The organism is Pedobacter humicola (genome assembly GCF_056490705.1).
In genome coordinates, this window is the sequence record NZ_JBWJIG010000003.1 from 134,710 (window position 1) to 154,643 (window position 19,934).

The window sequence follows — 19,934 nt, forward strand, 5'->3', positions numbered from 1 at the left end:
AAGCTCCCTACCATGGGCAGCGACCAATCATGAGGGTCATGAAAGCTTCTTACCATAGGCAACGACCAATCATGAGGGTCATGAAAGCTTCCTACCATGGGCAGCAACCAATCATGAGGGTCATGAAAGCTTCCCGTCATAGGCAGCGACAAATCATGAGTAATCAAAAAATCTATTCTACAGACCTCTTTAATACGGTTGAGGATGACGAAACTTAGTTAGCCACGGAAACACAGATTAACACGGAATTGACATATTTTTCCGTGATTCCCATACCTCCATGGCAAAAACTAATTCAAATTAAACTTCTCGCTCTGTACTTTCACAGCATTTGAAGCCGAAATTATAGCCACAATCATAATCCCGATCACGATGGCCAGAATGACCTGTAGTGTAGAGTAAACTTTTGTGCCCGAAACAAATATTTCTGATCCTTTAATTAGTTCGTTGCCTACTTTTGATTGTATTTTAATGAGTGCAGAAAGTTTAGCTAATGTTTGGTTGGCAGCATTTCTGCCCATAGATTCGTAAATCTCCCTACCCTCCGTTCCGGTAATATTCAATATTTTCACTTCTAAACCTCGTTGTACAGCCAATGCTTTTTTAAGTTCGTTCAAAAAGCTTTTCTCTTGCTTCACCAATAAGGTAAGCTCGTATTTATTAATCACCGAATCTATTTTACGGTTATGCTTGTTCATCTTCACCATACCGGTTGAGGGATGCACAGCCGTATTTCCTAATAGTATTTCCTGAAGAATTTCATTTTTATAATAGAGGTTTTCGGCAATAAAGTATAAGTCTGTTGCCGGTACAAGTCTGTCGTTGTACATCGAAATAAAAGATTCACTAATCTTTTCTACACTTTTATCTTCCAAAAATCGGATTAATAAAGTGCAGCACATGATACAGAAAAGCAAAAAAGCAATTTTCAGCTTATTTTTGAGGCTAAAGGCAAATTTCATCGTATAATTGGTTAGTTTCTAAACGTCTTAGTAATTATATCTCATTTAGATCGTCATGCTGATCCGATAGCTATCGGATCAGCATGACGGTATCCCCTAAAAATAGTCCTCCAGCGCCGTCTTGGCAAAAAGCTGTGGCGCAAAATTGACTAAATATAGCTCTTTTTTGGCACGGGTTACTGCGGTATACAGCCAGCGGAGGAAATCAAGATCGATCATTTCTTCAGTAAGGTAGCCCTGATCGGCAAAAACGGCATCCCACTGTCCACCCTGTGCTTTATGGCAGGTAACGGCATAAGCAAATTTAATCTGCAGGGCATTATAAAAAGGATCGGCTTTAATGGCCAGCATCCTTTGCCGTTTATTGGCAATGTGTTCGTAATCTTCATTAAGGCCGTCAAAAAGCTTTTTATTCTGTTCATATGGTAAATTTGCACTTTCTAAATTAAGGGTATCCAGCATTACTTTGCAGCTGATCTGCCCAGCGGCAGGGAAATCCATAAACTCTAAAGTAGCATCCGCAAAACGGAATCCATAACGTTCTTCTTCTCCCCTTACACGGATCACCTTTGCCATATCGCCATTGGCAATAAAAGCGGTATCCTCATTTTCGGGCAGCCAGAAATAATTGTTGCGTACCACCATAATCTGATCGCCCCCCGTTAACTCTTCTTCACGGTACAGTAACCTTGCCCTGATCTGCTGGTTATATACATTGGCCGATTTATTGGAACGGCAAACCACCAGGGTGTTCTCCATACCGAATTTCCGGTATGCATATTCCAATCCCTCAACCAAACGTGCACCAGCCATGTTGTAAATATCGGTGTAGTTTTTAGTGAGGAACTTGGGCAATGGATGTTCAGGATTCCTGGCAATCTGGTTCCGCAGCATCGTGGCATTGGCCAAAATACCCGATTTCTTGCCCTGGCGCACCACCTCCTTTAACTCGACAGAAGAAACCGTTAAAGCAAATTTATCTTTAAGGTACTGTTCGTTCAGCGCCGGGCTATCTAAACTTCCAACAGGTGGCAATTGCGCGGTATCGCCCACGAAAAGCAAAAAACAGTTTTTGCTATTGTACACGAACTCGAGCAGATCTCTTAATATCGAAGAGCCCGTTTCGTTAAATTCATCTGCAATCATCGAAGCCTCATCGATAATAAAAAGCGTATTTTCAGAGAGGTTAGGTGCCAGTTGAAACTGCATTTCGGGCGATGCCGCCGATCGTTTACGGTAAATCCGTTTGTGTATGGTTAAGGCTTTTCGGTACGAATATTGACTCATTACCTTTGCAGCCCTTCCCGTTGGCGCCAACAGTTCGCTACGCAGGTTAAATTGCTTCAAAACCTTTACCAAAGCCGCTACTGAAGTGGTTTTACCCGTACCAGCATAACCTTTCAACACAAAACAACGGTACTCATCGTCCTGTTGCAAAAACACCGACATCCGCTCACAAAAAAGCAGCTGCTCCTTAGTTGGAGTATGTTCGTATGCTGAAGCGATAAGCTGACTTTTATTGAGTATCATCTCTAATGTTAATTGGTTTAGTGGTTAATTGTTTCATCCCGTATTAAATAAAACCTAAGTTTTGAACACTGGACTATGTTAATTAAACCGTATTGAAGCAATATCCCCGATTCTTCATCGGGAATTTAGCGGAAAGACGGACTATTGCAACCGATTGGCAGTGCAATACCTTTTCCAAAGCAATATAATCACTATGCCCTATGCTTTCTGCTCCTTACTTATTACAAAAGTAAGGTTTCGATGCGATGTGCCATTACCATATTTTGTTTTTTGCTATAGCTGAATATGGTAAAATGGCCATCCTGGGAAGCGACCAAACCGATAGACTGGGGCTGATCGTTAACAAATTGTGCAACAGAGAAATGCCGAGTGCCACCTAATTGGCCGGGATAGAGTATCTTATCTTCACCACCAACAATGGGTTCTGAAAAGGCGATCTGCTCTACCGTTGGTTTGCCTTTTGCACGGCCAATTTTTGCACCAAAAGCAATCAGACCAAACTCTTCGTTGATGATGGTTGCCCCATCTACAGCCGTTAATCCGGCTAAGTGATCAACCTCACGGCGCACAGCACCCTGCGAGAAAATTTCACTTTGGTTTCCACTTTGCTTCGCCAGATTGGACAAACCACAAAATGGGGGCTCTACCAGATATTGTATCGGATGGATGATAGACTCTTCCCACTTCGTATCGCCTTTGGGTACGATTAACAACGCTCCCCCACGTCCATGGGCACGCATAGAAACCGAAAACTGGATCAGGATGTTGATAGGATCGTTCCAGCTGGCCAAAACCGTTAGATCTAACAAGGCCTGCAAAATAGGCGGACAGTCTTTATTTGTGCAGCTCCGGTCGTCCACAATCCGGATCTGCTCTCCTTTTAATACCGCTACGTTGGTAAATTTACCTATGCCATAAATCCTGCGGTGTTTGATTACGATTAATCCTGGTTCAGACACATCAACAACAAAACAAAAATTAGGAATGTTTAAGGTTGTGCCCCAGATATACAATTCGCCATCCTCCTCCCAAACGCCTAAGTGGATTCCGGAGCGTTCGATCCCAGGCGCTATTTTGGTTAAGGTATTAGCATTTAGAGCTAGTTTTTTGGCAAAACGCAAAGGTTTTGATGCTTGTTCAGGAGGTAAAAATGCGATCGAAATCCGAGGTGAGTGCCCTTCTTCTTTACGCAAACTGCTCCAAAAAGCAACATCAATTATCGCTTCGATTATTTTTCTGTCCGGTTGAGTTGCCAGATCTATCTCACCCTGTGCAATTGCATTTTTGTGCAGCTTAACAAAATGTTGCTCAATAGTAGCTGCAATCGTGTTTGCAGCTTTATAGGTAGGCTTGTAACTCATGTTCCGAATTTAAGCTGAATATTTCGATTTTTGAATAGCTAAAAGGTTTGATTTTGGTAAAAAAACATGGATTGGTTCACTCGTTCATTGGGCAATTGGTTGGCATGATGCAGAAAATTATTCCGTTATAATCCTAGCCTTCGTGGCAAAATTTCAGGTACATCTGTGTTAAAACCAAAAAAATAAGCGCTTCTTACCGTTAATCCTTAAAAAACTCTATTTTTGTTTCAATGAGTAACAACAGTCTCTTATTAGTCGACCCGAGTTTTAAAGCTGATGCATCTGCAAACTGCCATTTATTATTAAAAATAACAAATGACAGCTTTTCTTATGCAGTGGTAAGTAAGGATGCTGAAGAGATCCATGTCATTTTTGATAAACAGGGTTGCGAAGATGTACAGAAAGAACTAAAATCTGCTTTCGAAGCCGGTAGTTACCTATCTTTAAATTATGCTGCTGTAAAGGCAGCCATTCATACCTCAAACTTCATTTTTATTCCTGACGAGTGGTTTGATGATGAGAATTTATCCGTTTATTCCAAATATTTAGGCTCTGACAGCAAGGTTTATACTAAACATAACACTAAGCTGGGTTTTAATACTGTTTTCTGTTTAGATGAAAATGTGAAAGCCCATTTGCCCGAAAAAACCAATGTGTTCCCACAATCAGAACCCTTAATGGTTTTATTCAGCCATTTGGCTGATGAATCACTACTGATCGATTTTACAGCAGTATCTTTCAATGTACTGTATACTAAAGATAAAAAAGTTGTTTTTCAGAACCACTACGAATCAGAAAACGCCGAAGAATTTAATTATTTCTTACTGTTGATGATCGAGCAACTGGGTTTAAATGAAGCTGTTCCGGTTTATATACAAGGCATCATAAACGAAGATGATGAGCATTATAACTGCTTATTAAAATATTTTAATCAACTTTATTTCTTCCTCCCTGCCGAAAAACAGCATAGCGAATTATTAGACGATATGCCTAAACACTATTTCAGCGGCCTGCTTGCTTTAGATTTATGCGAATAATTGGTGGCAAATTAAAAGGCATTCGTTTGCAGCCCCCTGCAAATTTACCGGTACGCCCAACAACGGATATGGCCAAAGAAGCCCTTTTCAACATCCTCAACAACAAATATGATTTTGAAACCTGTACCGTACTCGATTTATTCTGTGGAACAGGGAATTTAACTTTCGAGTTTGCCTCCCGCGGTGCAGAAAGCATCTTAGCAGTCGACATGGATTATGGCTGCGTAAACTGGGTAAAAAATACCGCAAAACAGCATCAGTTTGACCAGGTGGATGTGCGTAAAGGCGACGTTTTTAAGCTATTAAAACAAATGACAGGCGCCTACGATCTGATTTTTGCCGATCCGCCTTATAACATGCCCAATATCCCACAGATTCCGGTGATGGTGAAAGAACAACAGTTGCTAAAACCTGATGGTTTATTAATTGTAGAACACCAAAGCAATATGAAACTGAATAGTCAGCCTGGGTACACCGAAACCCGAAAATATGGCAATTCATCATTCAGCTTTTTTGAATTTAGTTAAATTGGTCATTCGCTCATTGCGAACTGCAGATTGTTAACTGCAAGCTTTTTTTGTTCTGCTCCAAACGCCAGCACTTAGCGCTAAGCTCTTTCTCCTTTCAGCATAAAAATCTATATTTGAATCATGAAGATAGCGCTATTTCCAGGCTCATTTGATCCGATCACCATTGCTCACGTAAACATTTTACAACGTGCCACCCCACTTTTCGATAAAATTGTAGTCGGCATTGGATTAAACAGTTCCAAGCAGAATTTCTTAAGTGCTGAGCAACGTCTTCAGATTTTACAGACGGTTTTTAAAGGTTATCAAAATATTGAAATCCAGACCTATGAGGGCCTAACGGTCGATTTTTGCAGAAAAATTGATGCCAGATACATGGTTCGGGGTATCCGTTCGGCAGCAGATTTTGAATATGAAAGAGCGATTGCGCAGATCAATCAAACCATGATGCCCGAGGTAGAAACGATCCTGCTCTTAAGCAAGCCCGAATATTCGGCCATCAGTTCTACCATCGTCCGCGATATTTTAAGAAACCACGGCGATGTAAGTCCGTTTGTACCCAAAGAGGCGCTTAGTTTTTTATAATTGTGCTGCCAGGTGTTACCACCTGACCGGTATTTACATTATTTCCCTCTTTCAGAGGGGTTTCGGAAGGACAGGGTGTTTTCGAACACTTTTACCCTATCTCTGTTCATCTTCCTTTCCGCAGTTAAATATTATTTAAATTTAAAATGTAACGTTTTAATAAATCTGTTACCAATGGGTTATAATATGCAATGAAAGAAACAGAAAACATATTTCTCACCCTCATCAATCAGCACAAAGCGATTATACATAAAATTTCGAAAATGTATATGAACGGTGTTGAAGAACAGCGTGATCTGTTTCAGGAAATCGTATTACAGTTGTGGAAGGCTTACCCAACTTTTAAAGGCGATGCTAAATTTACCACCTGGATGTACCGGGTATGCTTAAATACGGCATTGATTTATTTCAAGAAGGATAATAGAAAAGTTGATAAAATACCTTTAGACGAAAATATTGATGTAATAGATATAAATGAGAGCGAGGGAAAAGAAGAAAAACTGGCCTATTTATATACTGCCGTAAAAGAGTTAAATGTGATCGAAAAAGCATTGATATTTCTATATCTCGAAAATCAATCCCATCGTGAAATCGCCGAAAACCTGGGCATCAGTGAGGTGAATGCAAGGGTTAAGCTCAACAGAACAAAAGAAAAATTACAATTCATTATAAAGAAAAACGGTTATGAATTTTGACGACATCAAAAATGAATGGAGCGCTGAGCAACCTGAGGGCGACAGCATTTCTACCGATATGCTTAAAATAAAGCAAGCACATACCCCAATTGACAGGATCAGGGGAAAAATGAAACATGAGTTTTTTTACCAGCTGTTCTTTTTGGCCATCATGGCCTTCATCCCATATTTTTTTAACTTTTCATCGGCAATGAATCAGGTATTTCTGATGTTTTACGCCATCACCTGCGGTTTTACAGCGTATTACTTTTTCAAGTTTTATCTATTCTATAAAAACTCTTACGACATGAGTTTGGATACACGCAAAAATATCCTCTGGTTTTATTACGAAATGAAACTGAATATCGAACTCTATAAAGCCTTAACCTACATTGTTGCCTTTATCGGGGCCGCATTTCTGGCGGTTTACCTCTTTGTAGAAAAGGCATCTATTTTCGCCAGGATTTTAAGCAAACTATCATCTGTGTATATTCTATTGAACTGCTTCATTTCCATCCTCATTATTGGTGCAATTACCGAATTATGGGCCTGGTATTATTATGGAAAGCATATCAGACAGATTAAGGCCGTTGTGGATGAGTTGGATTATGAGTGATGTGCAGTCAGATGTCACCATCTGACTGTTAAACTAGATTACAATCTAAATCTAGAATCTGATCGATATCTGATGGTAACATCTGACAACATGGATACATTATAGTATACCACCTGCCCTTAACACATCCATAATGGATGGAAAAGTGTTTTTAACCACCGGCGAGAGGTGGTTTTTATCAAGCCATACGGCTTCATCAATTCCCTCTTCTTTTTGGGGAACCAATTTCGGCTCGCCTTTAACCTTCATTTTGTACCAATTTGTTTTTTTGATCACCATTTTAGAACCAATCGGATAAACATGATAGGTTTTACAAAGCTTTTCTTCGCGTTTAAAAACCCTGATCCCACATTCTTCTTCCACTTCGCGAACGGCGGTTTCTTTCATTTTTTCACCTTCTTCGAGTTTTCCTTTGGGTAAATCCCATTTTTTATTTCTAAAAATAAACAGGTAATTGCCATTTGCACTCTCCACTAACCCACCCGCAGCCTTAATGATGGTGCAATCTTTCTTTAACTTTTTAAAGGTTTCCTGGGGATTCTTTGTCAAAAAAATATAGCTCTTTTTAGATCCATTTTTTAGTTTTTTGTAGAATGTCTGCAAATCAAAATCCTGAAATTCAAGCTGTTGAATTTTCTCCTTTTGCTCCGGCAGAAAATCTGAGATAAACAAAGTATTGTCGTTGATATAAATTCTATAATTTCTTGGCATATATTTAAAAACACATTAAAATGGCGCTAAAGCTACCGCCTATTAATTCCCTTGTATTATTGTAATATTAAATGTGAGTGTTTGCTTTCCCTAAAGTAGAAAAAATGTTGAGTTATTATAGGGTATAAAAAAAGGTTACAACAATTAAATGTTGTAACCTTATCTAAATTAACGCTCTCAATCAAAGATTGATGCAAGGCTCTCACCCCTTGCTTGCTACAAATATATAACTTTTTATTAAAAATGCGAAAAAATTCAATTTTTAATTCCGTATAAATACTTAAGTATCGTATTAATAACATATTTATCTTCTTTAAAATTGCATCTGTTATCTTTCCCAATCATTTTTAATCAAATAAGCGTTCACATTTTACTGGTATTGAAGCACTTAATATAAAAAAAAAAACGGTAATGGAATTGAATTCTGTAGCAGATTAGAAATAATATACGGGATTATTTATTGTATTTTAAGCACAAGCAATTATGATCATCTAATATGGATAACGAAAAATCAACCTATTCTTTTCAGCATTGAGATACACCAGATTGTAAAAAACGATTTACTGATTGGATATTGTAATCTCTTCAAGGAAAACTATAGCGAATAATTCACTTAACGGTAAATATTTTTTATAATTTTAACGTTTTAATCTACCATGCCAATACCTCCATTATCAGAAACAGACCTGGAAGCTTATCAGAATGATCTTTCTAATCCAGAAAAATCAACTGGAGCACTTTTTATCACATTAAATGAACTTTATCAGCGCTTTGCTAATAATGAACAGCTCCTGGCAGATTTTGAATATGTTTCGGAACTTAACAGTCTGGAAAACAATTATGCTTCTAAAAAAGAGCATTATACCAAAGAAATTAGTGAACTTAAACGGCAGTTTAAACAACTGGATAACCGCATTGTAGCTGCAGAACAAAAATTACGTCATGGTATCCCCGAAGATTTGATGGTAATGGACAAGATTATTGCCGAGCAGGAATCTATTGTAGAAGATCAGGAAAAGCTGAACAATGCTGAAACCTATATTGTAGAGCAGGTCAGAAAAATTGATATTGAACACGGTAAAGATCTACAGAAGCTGGAACAACAACAAAATAACAGAAGTATCCCTTTTCAAAGTAAGTTTTCGGCATTTAACGAACAGATGAAGCTGGCAGAAAAAAGGATCACCTTAAAGGTTAGTGCTTTTTCGCTGGTAGCAATTATTGGAATTCCTTTGATAATAGATATAATTTTCGTGTCTTTAGGCATGCCAGCACTAGGAAAGAACAGTAATAACCTGATCCTCACGCATTATATGTTTCTGATCTGCCTAATCCTGGTCGAATTATTTATGGCCGATAAAATAAGAAGCACGATTTCGCGTATGCTGTCTATCTCCTATCTTAAAGATTCGCTCAGCGTCCTTAGCAATCTGCTCGCTGAAAATAAAAAACAAATCTTCAAAGTAGAAACCAATCATAAGATTCGCTTAGCCGACTTTATGAGGAATATTGAAAGTTAATTCTTTCTTTAAACAAAAAAGGGTTTAGAAGCTTTAATATATTGCCCCTAAACCCCAATTATAGATTTTTCCAGTTGATTTTAAGCTTATAACGTTGCCATATCAATCACGAAACGGTAACGAACATCGCCTTTTTCCATCCGCTCGTAAGCTTTGTGGATATCTTTCATATCTATCATTTCGATATCCGATACAATATTGTTTTCAGCACAGAAATCCAACATTTCCTGAGTTTCGGCAATTCCTCCAATACCCGATCCAGCAAGGCTTTTTCTGCCACCCAATAAACTAAAAGCTGCAATTTCTGCTGGTTTAGGCGGAACACCTACACAAATATGCGTACCGTTTGTTCTCAGCAATGAAAGATACATGTTAAAATCGTGTTCTGCAGAAACAGTATCCAATATAAAATCGAAGGTACCTCTGGCTGCTTTAACCTGTTCAGGGTCGGTAGTCACCACAAAATGATGCGCACCGAGTTTTTTGGCATCTTCTTCTTTTTTTGGTGAAGTACTCAATACGGTTACCTCAGCACCGAAAGCTACACCGAACTTCACCGCCATGTGTCCTAAACCGCCTAAACCCAATACAGCAAGTTTATGTCCTTTTCCTACTTTCCAATGTCTTAACGGAGAGTAAGTTGTAATACCGGCACATAAAAGCGGTGCTACGGCTGCAAGGTTTAATTTATCCGATACATGCAGGACAAACTCTTCACGCACTACGATAGAATCCGAATATCCACCATAAGTAGGTGTTTTCCCATCTCTTTCTAAACCATTATAAGTCTGCGTATTGCCTTCTAAACAGTATTGTTCCAGATCTTGCTTGCAGTTTTCGCAAACCTGACAAGAATCCACCATACAGCCTGTACCAGCAAGATCGCCTACTTTAAATTTCTTAACATGATCTCCTACTTTTGTTACCCTGCCCACAATTTCGTGCCCTGGAACCATTGGGAATATCCCAGGAAACCAATCATTTTTAATCTGGTGCAGATCGGAGTGGCAAACTCCACAGAAAAGTATTTCGAATTGAACATCATGAGGTCCTACTTCCCGGCGCTCAAAATTCCAGGGGGCAAGATCTGTTTCGGCATTTTGTGCCGCATATCCTTTTGTTGCTGTCATAAAAATTTATATTTATTTTACCATAACAAATGTAAACAGCCCTTTGTTAGTAACGATTACACAAATCAAATAATTCATTGCAAAATTCAAACAATAGCAAGTTGCACTGTAAATTTTATGTGGCAACAGACCGATTAATCTGTACTAGGAGAACATGCCGTGTGTAATTTCTTTTATAGCATCATCAGCGTAAAAAAAGATGGAAAACATCCCCTGGTCCTGAGTGATTACTAAGATATCTTCGCGTTTAATACGGTTCTCGTTAATAAAACGGGTAAGACGTTCGTGCGAACTAAAATAATCTGATTTTAAAATAATCATAAATTAGGGATATTAATTATGATAGTTAATTTTAAGAATTGTTACAGCATATATCGCTTAAAAGTTAATCTCCACATTTCAATTATGGTCTTATTTTTACTGTTAAACATTGCTTCATTTTCCCGCATTATCTTATCTAATAATACATAAAAGATTTTTTTAATAGCCTCATTAGAATTAGGATCTGAAAAATATTTTAAGTATCCGTCAGTCAGCTGATCATTTATAAAACGTGTAACTAAATCTGATGGCGCTTCCTTCTCAAATGCTTCGAAAGCATGATCAATTCCTTGTACAGTTTCTGATAATTTTTGTTTGCCTGTGATGATTCCATTGATCTCCTTATCGAAAATTTCTTTTGTGCGGCATGCTGTGATCACAAGTAAAATGGCCAATAAAATTTTTGTCGTTTTCATAAAATATCTTTTTATTATCAACCAAATTAGCATGGTCAAAGCCAGTATAATAGGATGAATCGGAACGGAATTTAATATGATTTGAGGTATAAAATTGTCAGAAATGGCTTAAGTGAAAAGATCTGAAACAAGTTGAGGATGACGAACCGTAAGGAATAAGGTGCTGCAAATCCTCAGACCTTTTAAATAAAAAAGCCACAGGGCAAACCGGTAAGATTTGCTCCTGCAGCGTTTAATAGGAAATATTAAAATTAAAAGACCGGTCATTCATTTTAATGCCCTCCTTTTTATTTAAGAAGTCAAGTCTACCTCCGCCCCAAAAGCATGGTCGATCAAAATTTTCCATGTACCATCTTCGTTCTGCCTCATCAGTTCAATGCCTTTTGCCCTTATCTTCACTTCATTTCCATCTGTAATGTTCCATTCCGATCTTCCAATTGCAAGATTTCCGGTTTGCATACAGTAAACTGTTTTTATTTCCATCTTCCCTTTAATGGATAAAATGGCTTTAACGGCTTCTTCAAATTGTGCTTTGCCTGTTACAGGTTTCCCAGGTTCGGGAACAATAATGCCGGATGTATCGTACATGTTCAATACAGTGGCGACGTCGCCAGTATTAAATGCGGCAGCTAATGCTGCATGGGCGTCTTCTGCCCTCCTTGGTAAATTCATCATAATTTTTGTTATTGTTTAAGAAAAAATGCTTGAAAATCCTTGCTCTTTCCATATTCTGCGTGCAAGTATGCCTGCCTGATCATATATTTTATTGAAAAAGAAACCACCCATGCTAATGCGTTTAACACCAATCGATTCCAACACTTTAAATCCAGGAAGATCGGACATGCACATTACGTTAACGGGAAGTGATGTAGATTGAACTACGGCCTCAATATCAGCTCTATAGGTGATGCAAGGCACAAAAATCCCATCCGCCCCAGCCTCCTGATAAAATTTAATTCGGTTTTGGGTTTCTTCCAGGGCATTTGGCAGTCCCAAAAGAAATGCATCTGTTCTGATATTCAGAAAGATGTTCAGTTTCTTTTTTTTGATATGTTCTGCAACAGCAGCAATTGTTTCAGCAAATGAGGTAACCGCCACCAATGTTCTGTTTTCTCCCGGTAAAGTATCTTCGAGGTTGATCCCAACTGCACCACTATCATGCAATTGTTCTATATTTTCTAAAATACCCTGAAGATTACGGCTATAGCCAGCCTCCATATCAACAGTAAGCGGGATGTTTACTACTTCGGTAATGCGCCTGGTTACCCGTAGCAGTTCTTCAAAAGGTAGGTTTTCCCCATCTGCATAACCCAGGGCATTTGAAATGGCCTGACTGGAAATACCGATGGCCCTAAAGCCATTGGATTGAAAGATTTCTGCGCTTTTTACATCCCATACATTACCGATCAAAAGTGGGGTGGTATTCTTGTGCAGATGTTTAAATGTTTCAAAAGAATTCATATGCTATATCTTGTTTTAATTGATTATACATCAAAGATATAGCCCTTAAAAACCCAGGGATTGTACAAATCCGAACAAAATAAAATTTATGGAAAGAGGAGCTGGTTTACCGGAGTAAGGTTATCCAGGTAACTCGAAGGGGTAAGTCCGGTAAAGGATTTAAAATCCCTTATAAAATGCGATTGATCAAAATATCCGCAGGCATAAGCAATATTGGTAAATGGCTCTTCGTTTTTTGAGATCATTTTTAAACTTTGCTGAAAACGGTTAATTTTATCATAAAATTTTGGCGAAAGCCCGGTATGCTGATGCAATAACCGCTGCAAATAACGTGTAGTAATATTGTGCCTCGATGCGATATAGGTAATATTGCTTCCTGAAGCATCTTTTAGGATACTATTTAAAATATCGGCTACCTTGTTGATATGAAACGACTTTTTTTCGTGACTGATCAGTCTTTTCAACAGAAACGTTTCTAAAAGGCAGATCCTTTTCTGGTCACCTTCTGTTTCCAATAATTTTTGATGGATTGCATCTGCACCTGCTCCAATTACCTCCCTAAGATCGGTAATCGAATCGTTAAAAACGCCCATCTGATCATTAAAAAAGTAAGATGCCGAATGGGTGTAAAATTTAATACCGAGCATCGAATGTTTACCTGCCGATCGGATTGCAAGCGGCTTTGTAATCTGACCCCAAAGTTCAATCTTTGGCGTTTTCTTAAAGCCATCGTTTACAAGAGATTCCCAGCTTCCATTGCCCAGATTAAATATCAGCTCCATATCCCCACTTGGAAATACTACATCTTCAAAAGTCGTATCCGCGTCCGATTTGAAAATATAGTAGTGCCTGATATAAGGTTTTAAGGTATCCGAAGGTAAAAATTGTTTAAATTCCATACGCTAATTGCTTTACAAGATCGTAAATTTAGGACAATTATTACCCTTGAAATTGTAAAAATCGGAACAAACCAAGTCTTAATCAGGTAAAGCACTCATATAAGTTAACCTCCCGACCACGAAATTATTTTTTGTTCAATATAAAATAATCAGCATGCAATTTTAAGCCTGGCTATTCTTTATCGTGCTGATTTACAAGCAGTGGCAAGAAATAGCTTTTACCATCCATCGAAATTTCCGATATTCGGAGCATTTGAATGTCGAAATCGAATTATTTTTCTACATTTTTCTATCCCTGCAAAACAAGTAGGGCTTAATAAACGTTATGACAAACACAAATAAATCTGTAATTTTGAGCCATGTATAATAAAAGTGATATTGAATTAAAGGTAGCGGAATTTTTATTACAGATAAAAGCAATCAAATTACAACCAAGCAATCCCTTTACCTGGGCTTCTGGTTGGAAATCGCCAATTTATTGCGACAACAGAATTACCCTTTCCCATCCACAGGTTAGAACGTACATCCGTCAGAAACTCGCGCAGGCCATCCAGGAAGAATTTGGTTCTGTAGACGTTATTGCAGGTGTTGCAACCGCTGGAATTCCTCAAGGTGTTTTAGTAGCTCAAGAATTGGGTTTACCTTTTATCTATGTAAGAGCAAAAGCCAAAGAACATGGCACAGGAAGTTTAATAGAAGGTGAAGTAGTAGAAGGACAACGTGTAGTGGTGATCGAAGATTTAATCTCTACCGGAAAAAGTAGCTTACAAGCCGTTGATGCATTAAGAGCAGCTGGCTTATCGGTAGCTGGTTTAGCCGCAATTTTTACTTACGGTTTTGAAAAAGCAGATGAAAATTTCGCAGCTTCAAAATGCCGTTACATCACTTTATCTAACTATGGTGCGCTGATCGATTATGCTGCTGAACACAGTATTATCGCTAAAAGCGATATGGAATTATTGGGTAAATGGCGTTTAAATCCTTCAGAATGGGGACAAGTTTTAAGTTCGGAGTCTTAAGTTTTGAATCAAAACTAAAAATTTATATATATAATGACTGTTATTGAAAGTACAGTAGAAGTTAATAAACCAGTTGCAGAGGTTTATACTTTTCTATCCAATATGAACAACCATCAGCAATTGATGCCGGAAAACATTTACAACTGGGAATCAACTGAAGATGATGCACGGTTCACCATCCAGAATATGGCAAAACTGGCCATTAAAATTTCGAACAGGGTAGAGAATGAAGAAATAACAGCAATTCCAAGCGAAAAAGCACCTTTTGATGTAGAGTTAAAGTGGACAGTAGCCGATAACGGAAACGGAACCACCACTGCTAAACATATTATTTCTGCAGATCTGAACATGATGATGAAAATGTTGGCATCTGGTCCCTTGCAAAAGCTGGCCGATCACCAAACGGAAAAACTAAAAGAGATCTTAGGGTAAATTTAGATTTCACAGATCATAACGATTTCACAGATAAAAAAGCGAAGCCAATGCTTCGCTTTTTTTGTGTGTAAAATTCCATTGCTGTTCTTTATCAGCCTATTATTTTAATACCTTAGTTTTTGAATAACCTTTAAACTATGAACCTCAGATTGCTACAGGTAACTACCTTACTATTTACCCTTACCCCCATTACCAAAACGCTTGCCCAATCATCCCTTACAGCCCTAAAAACCGAATACCTGGTCAATCCAATTGGCTTGGATAATCCCAATCCACGTTTTACCTGGCAAATGGATGATGCCAGTCAAGGGGCAAAACAAACCGCTTATCGTGTTTTAGTCGATACCGATTCTACTTCGCTCTTAAAAGGCGATGCAAAACTTTGGAATACAGGCTGGATGAAGTCAGATGATCATCTCGTTATTTATTCGGGTCAGTTACTAAAACCTTTTACCAAGTATTTCTGGAGGATTGACATTGCCGATGGAAATAAAAAGAAATCCGACAAAATCTTTATTGCCAGTTTTGAAACCGGGATGATGAAAATGGAAAACTGGGAAGGTGCATGGATTTCGGATAGCGAAAATACAAAACTAAAACCTGCCCCTTATTTCCGCAATACCTTTAACACGAATAAAAAAATCAAATCAGCACGGGCTTATATTGCAGCGGGAGGGCTCTATGAGTTATCTATCAACGGAAAAAAAATCGGTAACCATCGAATGGACCCGATGTATACCCGGTATGATAGGAGAACACTATATGTTACATATGACGTAACTGAAGCCATCAGCCAGGGTAAAAATGCCATTGGCGTATTACTGGGAAATGGATGGTACAACCATCAATCTACCGCGGTTTGGGATTTCGACCGTGCACCCTGGCGCAACAGGCCTACATTTTGCCTCGATTTACGTATCACTTACGAGGATGGAACTACCGAAACCATTAAATCGGGCAAAAACTGGAAAACAGCTTTGAGTCCAATCGTTTTTAATAGCATTTATACTGCCGAACATTATGATGCACGATTGGAAAAAGCAGGCTGGAACATGCCAAATTTCGACGATAATGATTGGAAGGAGGTGATATACCGCACGGCGCCTTCGAAAAATATTGTTGCGCAGGCTTTGCATCCCATCCGTAATGTAGAAGAAATAGCAAGCAAAGGTTTAAGAAAATTTAACGATACCACTTATCTGTTCGATTTGGGCAGAAATATTTCGGGTGTAAGCAAAATCACCATAAATGGTCCTGCCGGAACTACGATAAGACTGAAACATGGAGAACGCTTATATAGCAACGGCCATGTGGATATTTCCAATATCGATGCCCACTACCGTCCAACTGATCAAACAGATCCTTTTCAAACGGATATCCTGATCCTAAGCGGAAAAGGCCCACAAAGTTTTATGCCACACTTTAATTATAAAGGTTTCCAATATGTTGAGGTAAGCAGCTCTGCTCCCATTCAATTAAAAAAAGAGGATCTGGTTGGCTATTTTATGCACAGTGATGTGCCGGTTGTTGGTGATGTTAAATCGTCGGAACCAATTATCAACAAAATCTATTACGCCACCAACAATTCTTACCTGTCGAATCTTTTTGGCTACCCAACAGATTGTCCGCAAAGAGAAAAAAATGGATGGACGGGAGATGCACAGATTGCCATAGAAACAGGCCTTTATGGTTTTGATGGCATTACCATTTACGAAAAATGGCTAGCCGATCATCGCGATGAGCAACAGCCTAATGGCGTTTTACCTTCCATCATTCCTACCGATGGCTGGGGTTACGAATGGGGAAATGGACCAGACTGGACCAGTACGATTGCCATTATCCCATGGAATATTTATCTGTTTTACGGCGACAAAAAATTGTTATCCGATTGTTATGAAAACATCAGAAAATACGTCAACCACATCGACGAAACTTATCCAGCAGGCTTAACCACGTGGGGTCTCGGCGACTGGATTCCGGTAAAATCAAAATCACCCGTTGAGCTTACTTCTACCTGCTATTACTACGCTGATGTAATGATCTTAGCCAAAGCAGCCAAAATTTTAGGTAAAAATGATGACTATGAAAAATATATAGCTTTGGCTAAAAAAATCAAAGATGCTTTTAATGCCAAATATTTAAATAAGGAAAAAGGAATTTATGCTTCTGGTGTACAGACCGAGATGAGTGTTCCGCTTTATTGGAAAATCGTTCCGGAAGAATCAATTGCTTTAGTTGCCAAAAATTTAGCGAAACGCGTGGAAGCTGATGGATTCCATTTAGATGTAGGCCTATTGGGTACAAAAGCCATTTTAAATGCTTTAAGCGAAAATGGTTATAGTAATATTGCCTACAAAGTTGCCGCACAAAAAACCTATCCCAGCTGGGGCTGGTGGATGGAAAATGGAGCCACTACCTTATACGAAAACTGGCCTATCGATGCAAAATCGGATATCTCGATGAACCACATTATGTTTGGGGAGATTGGTGCCTGGTTATATAAATCGCCAGGTGGCATTAAACCGGACGAAATGCAACCTGGTTTTAAACATGTGATATTAAACCCGCATGTTATGGAAGGGTTAAATTCATTCGAGGCTAGCCATATCGGTCCTTATGGCAAAATAATTTGTGCGTGGAAAAGAATAAACAACGGACTTAGGTACGATATCACCATCCCTGCAAATTCTACCGCTACCCTAAATTTAGAAATGCTTAGGGATCAGACTATTCGTTTAAACGGGAAAACAATTGCTGGTGGACAAGTCAACCTATCTTCAGGCACACACATTATTGAAACGAATTAGTATGAAATTTACCAAAATCGTAATGCTTATTGCTGCATTTAGCATTGGAAGATCGCTGGCACAAAGCAACAATCAAAAAATTACTGAATATATCAGTCCTAAAAGAATTTTGTGGAAAGCTGGTGATGTTAAAAATGAAGGCCGACTTTTGCAGGAAGGCGTTGGTCAGGCAGATGTACGCAACCAAAACATGTGCATCCTTGAAAATAAACAGGGTATAAAGGCCAGTATTCTTTTGGATTTCGGCAAGGAACTTCAAGGTGGTATCCAGATTGTAACGGGTATCTGGGGGGGAAACAAACCCATTAAAGTGAAGATCCGGTTTGGAGAATCTGCAAGTGAAGCCATGTCTGATGTAGGTGGCAAAGGCGGTGCAACAAATGATCATGCCATTAGAGATCAGGAAACACTCCTACCATGGCTGGGTATCGCAGAAATTGGCAATACGGGTTATCGGTTTGCAAGGATTGATCTCCTGGATAACAATGTTAAACTCATTTTAAAAGAAACACGGGCGATTTCTAAATACCGGAATCTTGAATACAAAGGTTCTTTTAATTGCAGCGATACTTTACTTAATAAAATCTGGAAAACAGGTGCATATACCGTTCAGCTCAATATGCAGGATTACCTTTGGGACGGCATTAAACGCGACCGGCTGGTATGGGTGGGCGATTTAAATCCTGAAATCGCGACGATTAATGCTGTTTTTGGTTATAACGAGGTAGTGCCTAAATCGCTTGATTTTGCCAAAGGAACCACTCCTTTGCCTGAATGGATGAATGGTATCAGCGCCTATTCCATGTGGTGGATTATTAACCAAAGAGACTGGTACTATCACAATGGCGACCTGAAATATTTAGCGGCACAAAAAGATTATTTGGCCAAACTGCTAAAGCTGTTGGTGCAAAAAATCGGATCAGATAATCAGGAAAATTTAGATGGGCAAAGGTTTTTAGACTGGCCATCGAGTGAAGATCCGAAAGCCATCCACGCAGGCCTGCAATCGATGATGATTTTAGCATTAAATGCGGGTGCAGATTTAATGCTAAAGCTCAATGACAAAGAAACCGCCAACCAATGCAGTCTCGCTGTAGAACGCCTTAAAAAACATATACCGGAAACCAACGGTTCTAAACAAGCGGCCGCGTTGCTTTCCCTATCCAACTTAATGGATGCACAACGCGCAAATATGATTCTATCCGATGGTGGCACGAAAAATTTCTCTACCTTTTTTGGTTACTATATGTTACAGGCCAAAGCGAATGCAAAAGACTATCAGGGTGCTTTGAACATCATCCGCGAATACTGGGGTGCCATGTTAAATCTGGGTGCAACCACCTTTTGGGAAGACTTTAATATGGACTGGATCAAAAATGCGGGAAGGATTGATGAACTTGTCCCTGAAGGTAAAATTGATATCCATGGTGCTTATGGTGCATATTGTTACATTGGTTTCCGCCATAGCCTGTGCCATGGCTGGGCCTCCGGACCTACGCCCTGGTTAACCGAACATATTCTGGGTATCTCGGTAGTAGATCCGGGATGTAAAGTGATCCGTATCAAACCCAACCTTGGCGATTTAACTTTTGCAGAAGGTACTTTCCCTACACCTTATGGTATTTTGACTGTTAAACATACGTTGGTAAACGGGAAAGTTAAAACAGAGATTAAGGCTCCAAAGGGTGTGAAGGTATTAACTAAATAATTTTGTAATTTGATAAATTAAAATTGATCAAATTACTCCAATGGCAAACACCAATTTAAATGGCAGGAAGGCTATGGCGCTTTTAGGAATAGTCACTCACAGATTGATGCAGTGGTTAAATACGTTCTAAATCAGAAAGAACATCATCGAAAAAGAAATTTTAAAGAAGAATACCTATCCATCCTACGCGCCAACAAAATCGGGCATAACGAAAA

Annotated in this window: 20 protein-coding genes; 10 read left to right on the top strand and 10 right to left on the bottom strand. The window is 38.9% G+C overall.

Annotated elements, in window-relative coordinates:
- Positions 1-290: 290 nt before the first annotated feature.
- The 3 genes from AC04Q1_RS06715 to AC04Q1_RS06725 all read right to left on the bottom strand — a co-directional run bounded on the left by AC04Q1_RS06715 (position 291) and on the right by AC04Q1_RS06725 (position 3,853).
- Entirely contained in the window at positions 291-962 is a 672-nt protein-coding gene (locus AC04Q1_RS06715) for an MCP four helix bundle domain-containing protein (protein WP_478363044.1), read from the bottom strand.
- A gap of 96 nt (positions 963-1,058) precedes the next feature.
- The gene (locus AC04Q1_RS06720) at positions 1,059-2,492 is read right to left on the bottom strand and encodes an ATP-dependent DNA helicase (protein WP_478363046.1); all 1,434 of its coding nucleotides are present in this window, start codon (positions 2,490-2,492) and stop codon (positions 1,059-1,061) included.
- Positions 2,493-2,713: 221 nt separating this feature from the next.
- Complete coding sequence (locus AC04Q1_RS06725) at positions 2,714-3,853, bottom strand: putative sensor domain DACNV-containing protein (RefSeq protein WP_478363047.1); 1,140 nt, start codon at positions 3,851-3,853, stop codon at positions 2,714-2,716.
- A 230-nt stretch (positions 3,854-4,083) separates the two neighbouring features.
- Here AC04Q1_RS06725 and AC04Q1_RS06730 point away from each other — a divergent pair, with 230 nt between their 5' ends.
- From AC04Q1_RS06730 to AC04Q1_RS06750, 5 genes are all read left to right on the top strand, one after another.
- Positions 4,084-4,890: a DUF3822 family protein gene (locus AC04Q1_RS06730; protein ID WP_478363048.1), complete on the top strand. Its 807-nt coding sequence runs from the start codon at positions 4,084-4,086 to the stop codon at positions 4,888-4,890.
- Positions 4,881-5,417 carry a 16S rRNA (guanine(966)-N(2))-methyltransferase RsmD gene (gene rsmD, locus AC04Q1_RS06735; protein ID WP_478363050.1) on the top strand — a complete coding sequence of 179 codons (537 nt, stop codon included), beginning with the start codon at positions 4,881-4,883 and terminating at the stop codon, positions 5,415-5,417. Before AC04Q1_RS06730 ends, rsmD begins: the two co-directional genes overlap by 10 nt.
- A gap of 123 nt (positions 5,418-5,540) precedes the next feature.
- Positions 5,541-6,002, top strand: coding sequence for a pantetheine-phosphate adenylyltransferase (coaD, locus tag AC04Q1_RS06740; RefSeq protein ID WP_478363052.1), 462 nt, complete (start codon positions 5,541-5,543; stop codon positions 6,000-6,002).
- A gap of 191 nt (positions 6,003-6,193) precedes the next feature.
- Positions 6,194-6,697: an RNA polymerase sigma factor gene (locus tag AC04Q1_RS06745; protein ID WP_478363053.1), complete on the top strand. Its 504-nt coding sequence runs from the start codon at positions 6,194-6,196 to the stop codon at positions 6,695-6,697.
- Positions 6,687-7,292 (top strand): hypothetical protein, encoded by a 606-nt coding sequence (locus AC04Q1_RS06750; protein ID WP_478363055.1) that lies wholly within the window; start codon positions 6,687-6,689, stop codon positions 7,290-7,292. The genes AC04Q1_RS06745 and AC04Q1_RS06750 overlap by 11 nt, the downstream gene beginning before the upstream one ends.
- Before the next feature lie 99 nt (positions 7,293-7,391).
- Here the strand turns inward: AC04Q1_RS06750 and AC04Q1_RS06755 are convergent, their stop codons facing one another.
- On the bottom strand, positions 7,392-8,003 hold the full coding sequence (locus AC04Q1_RS06755; RefSeq protein WP_478363057.1) for an NUDIX hydrolase: 612 nt from the start codon (positions 8,001-8,003) through the stop codon (positions 7,392-7,394).
- A 656-nt stretch (positions 8,004-8,659) separates the two neighbouring features.
- On the opposite strand from AC04Q1_RS06755, the gene AC04Q1_RS06760 reads away from it, so the two are divergent.
- Complete coding sequence (locus AC04Q1_RS06760) at positions 8,660-9,523, top strand: hypothetical protein (protein WP_478363059.1); 864 nt, start codon at positions 8,660-8,662, stop codon at positions 9,521-9,523.
- Between the two features lie 86 nt (positions 9,524-9,609).
- Here the strand turns inward: AC04Q1_RS06760 and AC04Q1_RS06765 are convergent, their stop codons facing one another.
- From AC04Q1_RS06765 to AC04Q1_RS06790, 6 genes are all read right to left on the bottom strand, one after another.
- Positions 9,610-10,653 (bottom strand): NAD(P)-dependent alcohol dehydrogenase, encoded by a 1,044-nt coding sequence (locus AC04Q1_RS06765; RefSeq protein WP_478363061.1) that lies wholly within the window; start codon positions 10,651-10,653, stop codon positions 9,610-9,612.
- 144 nt (positions 10,654-10,797) lie between these two features.
- Positions 10,798-10,974 carry a hypothetical protein gene (locus AC04Q1_RS06770; RefSeq protein WP_478363062.1) on the bottom strand — a complete coding sequence of 59 codons (177 nt, stop codon included), beginning with the start codon at positions 10,972-10,974 and terminating at the stop codon, positions 10,798-10,800.
- Positions 10,975-11,015: 41 nt separating this feature from the next.
- Positions 11,016-11,390 (bottom strand): hypothetical protein, encoded by a 375-nt coding sequence (locus AC04Q1_RS06775; protein ID WP_478363064.1) that lies wholly within the window; start codon positions 11,388-11,390, stop codon positions 11,016-11,018.
- 291 nt (positions 11,391-11,681) lie between these two features.
- Positions 11,682-12,065 (bottom strand): YybH family protein, encoded by a 384-nt coding sequence (locus tag AC04Q1_RS06780; protein WP_478363066.1) that lies wholly within the window; start codon positions 12,063-12,065, stop codon positions 11,682-11,684.
- A 15-nt stretch (positions 12,066-12,080) separates the two neighbouring features.
- Positions 12,081-12,851 (bottom strand): isocitrate lyase/PEP mutase family protein, encoded by a 771-nt coding sequence (locus AC04Q1_RS06785; protein WP_478363068.1) that lies wholly within the window; start codon positions 12,849-12,851, stop codon positions 12,081-12,083.
- 86 nt (positions 12,852-12,937) lie between these two features.
- Positions 12,938-13,750 carry a DUF6597 domain-containing transcriptional factor gene (locus tag AC04Q1_RS06790; RefSeq protein WP_478363069.1) on the bottom strand — a complete coding sequence of 271 codons (813 nt, stop codon included), beginning with the start codon at positions 13,748-13,750 and terminating at the stop codon, positions 12,938-12,940.
- Between the two features lie 359 nt (positions 13,751-14,109).
- Here AC04Q1_RS06790 and pyrE point away from each other — a divergent pair, with 359 nt between their 5' ends.
- From pyrE to AC04Q1_RS06810, 4 genes are all read left to right on the top strand, one after another.
- Positions 14,110-14,769, top strand: a complete 660-nt coding sequence (gene pyrE, locus AC04Q1_RS06795) for an orotate phosphoribosyltransferase (protein ID WP_478363071.1) — start codon at positions 14,110-14,112, stop codon at positions 14,767-14,769.
- A 33-nt stretch (positions 14,770-14,802) separates the two neighbouring features.
- Positions 14,803-15,201, top strand: a complete 399-nt coding sequence (locus AC04Q1_RS06800) for an SRPBCC family protein (protein WP_138821944.1) — start codon at positions 14,803-14,805, stop codon at positions 15,199-15,201.
- Positions 15,202-15,341: 140 nt separating this feature from the next.
- The gene (locus AC04Q1_RS06805; protein ID WP_478363074.1) at positions 15,342-18,011 is read left to right on the top strand and encodes an alpha-L-rhamnosidase; all 2,670 of its coding nucleotides are present in this window, start codon (positions 15,342-15,344) and stop codon (positions 18,009-18,011) included.
- Position 18,012: 1 nt separating this feature from the next.
- Positions 18,013-19,719, top strand: a complete 1,707-nt coding sequence (locus tag AC04Q1_RS06810) for an alpha-L-rhamnosidase-related protein (protein ID WP_478363076.1) — start codon at positions 18,013-18,015, stop codon at positions 19,717-19,719.
- Positions 19,720-19,934: the final 215 nt, after the last annotated feature.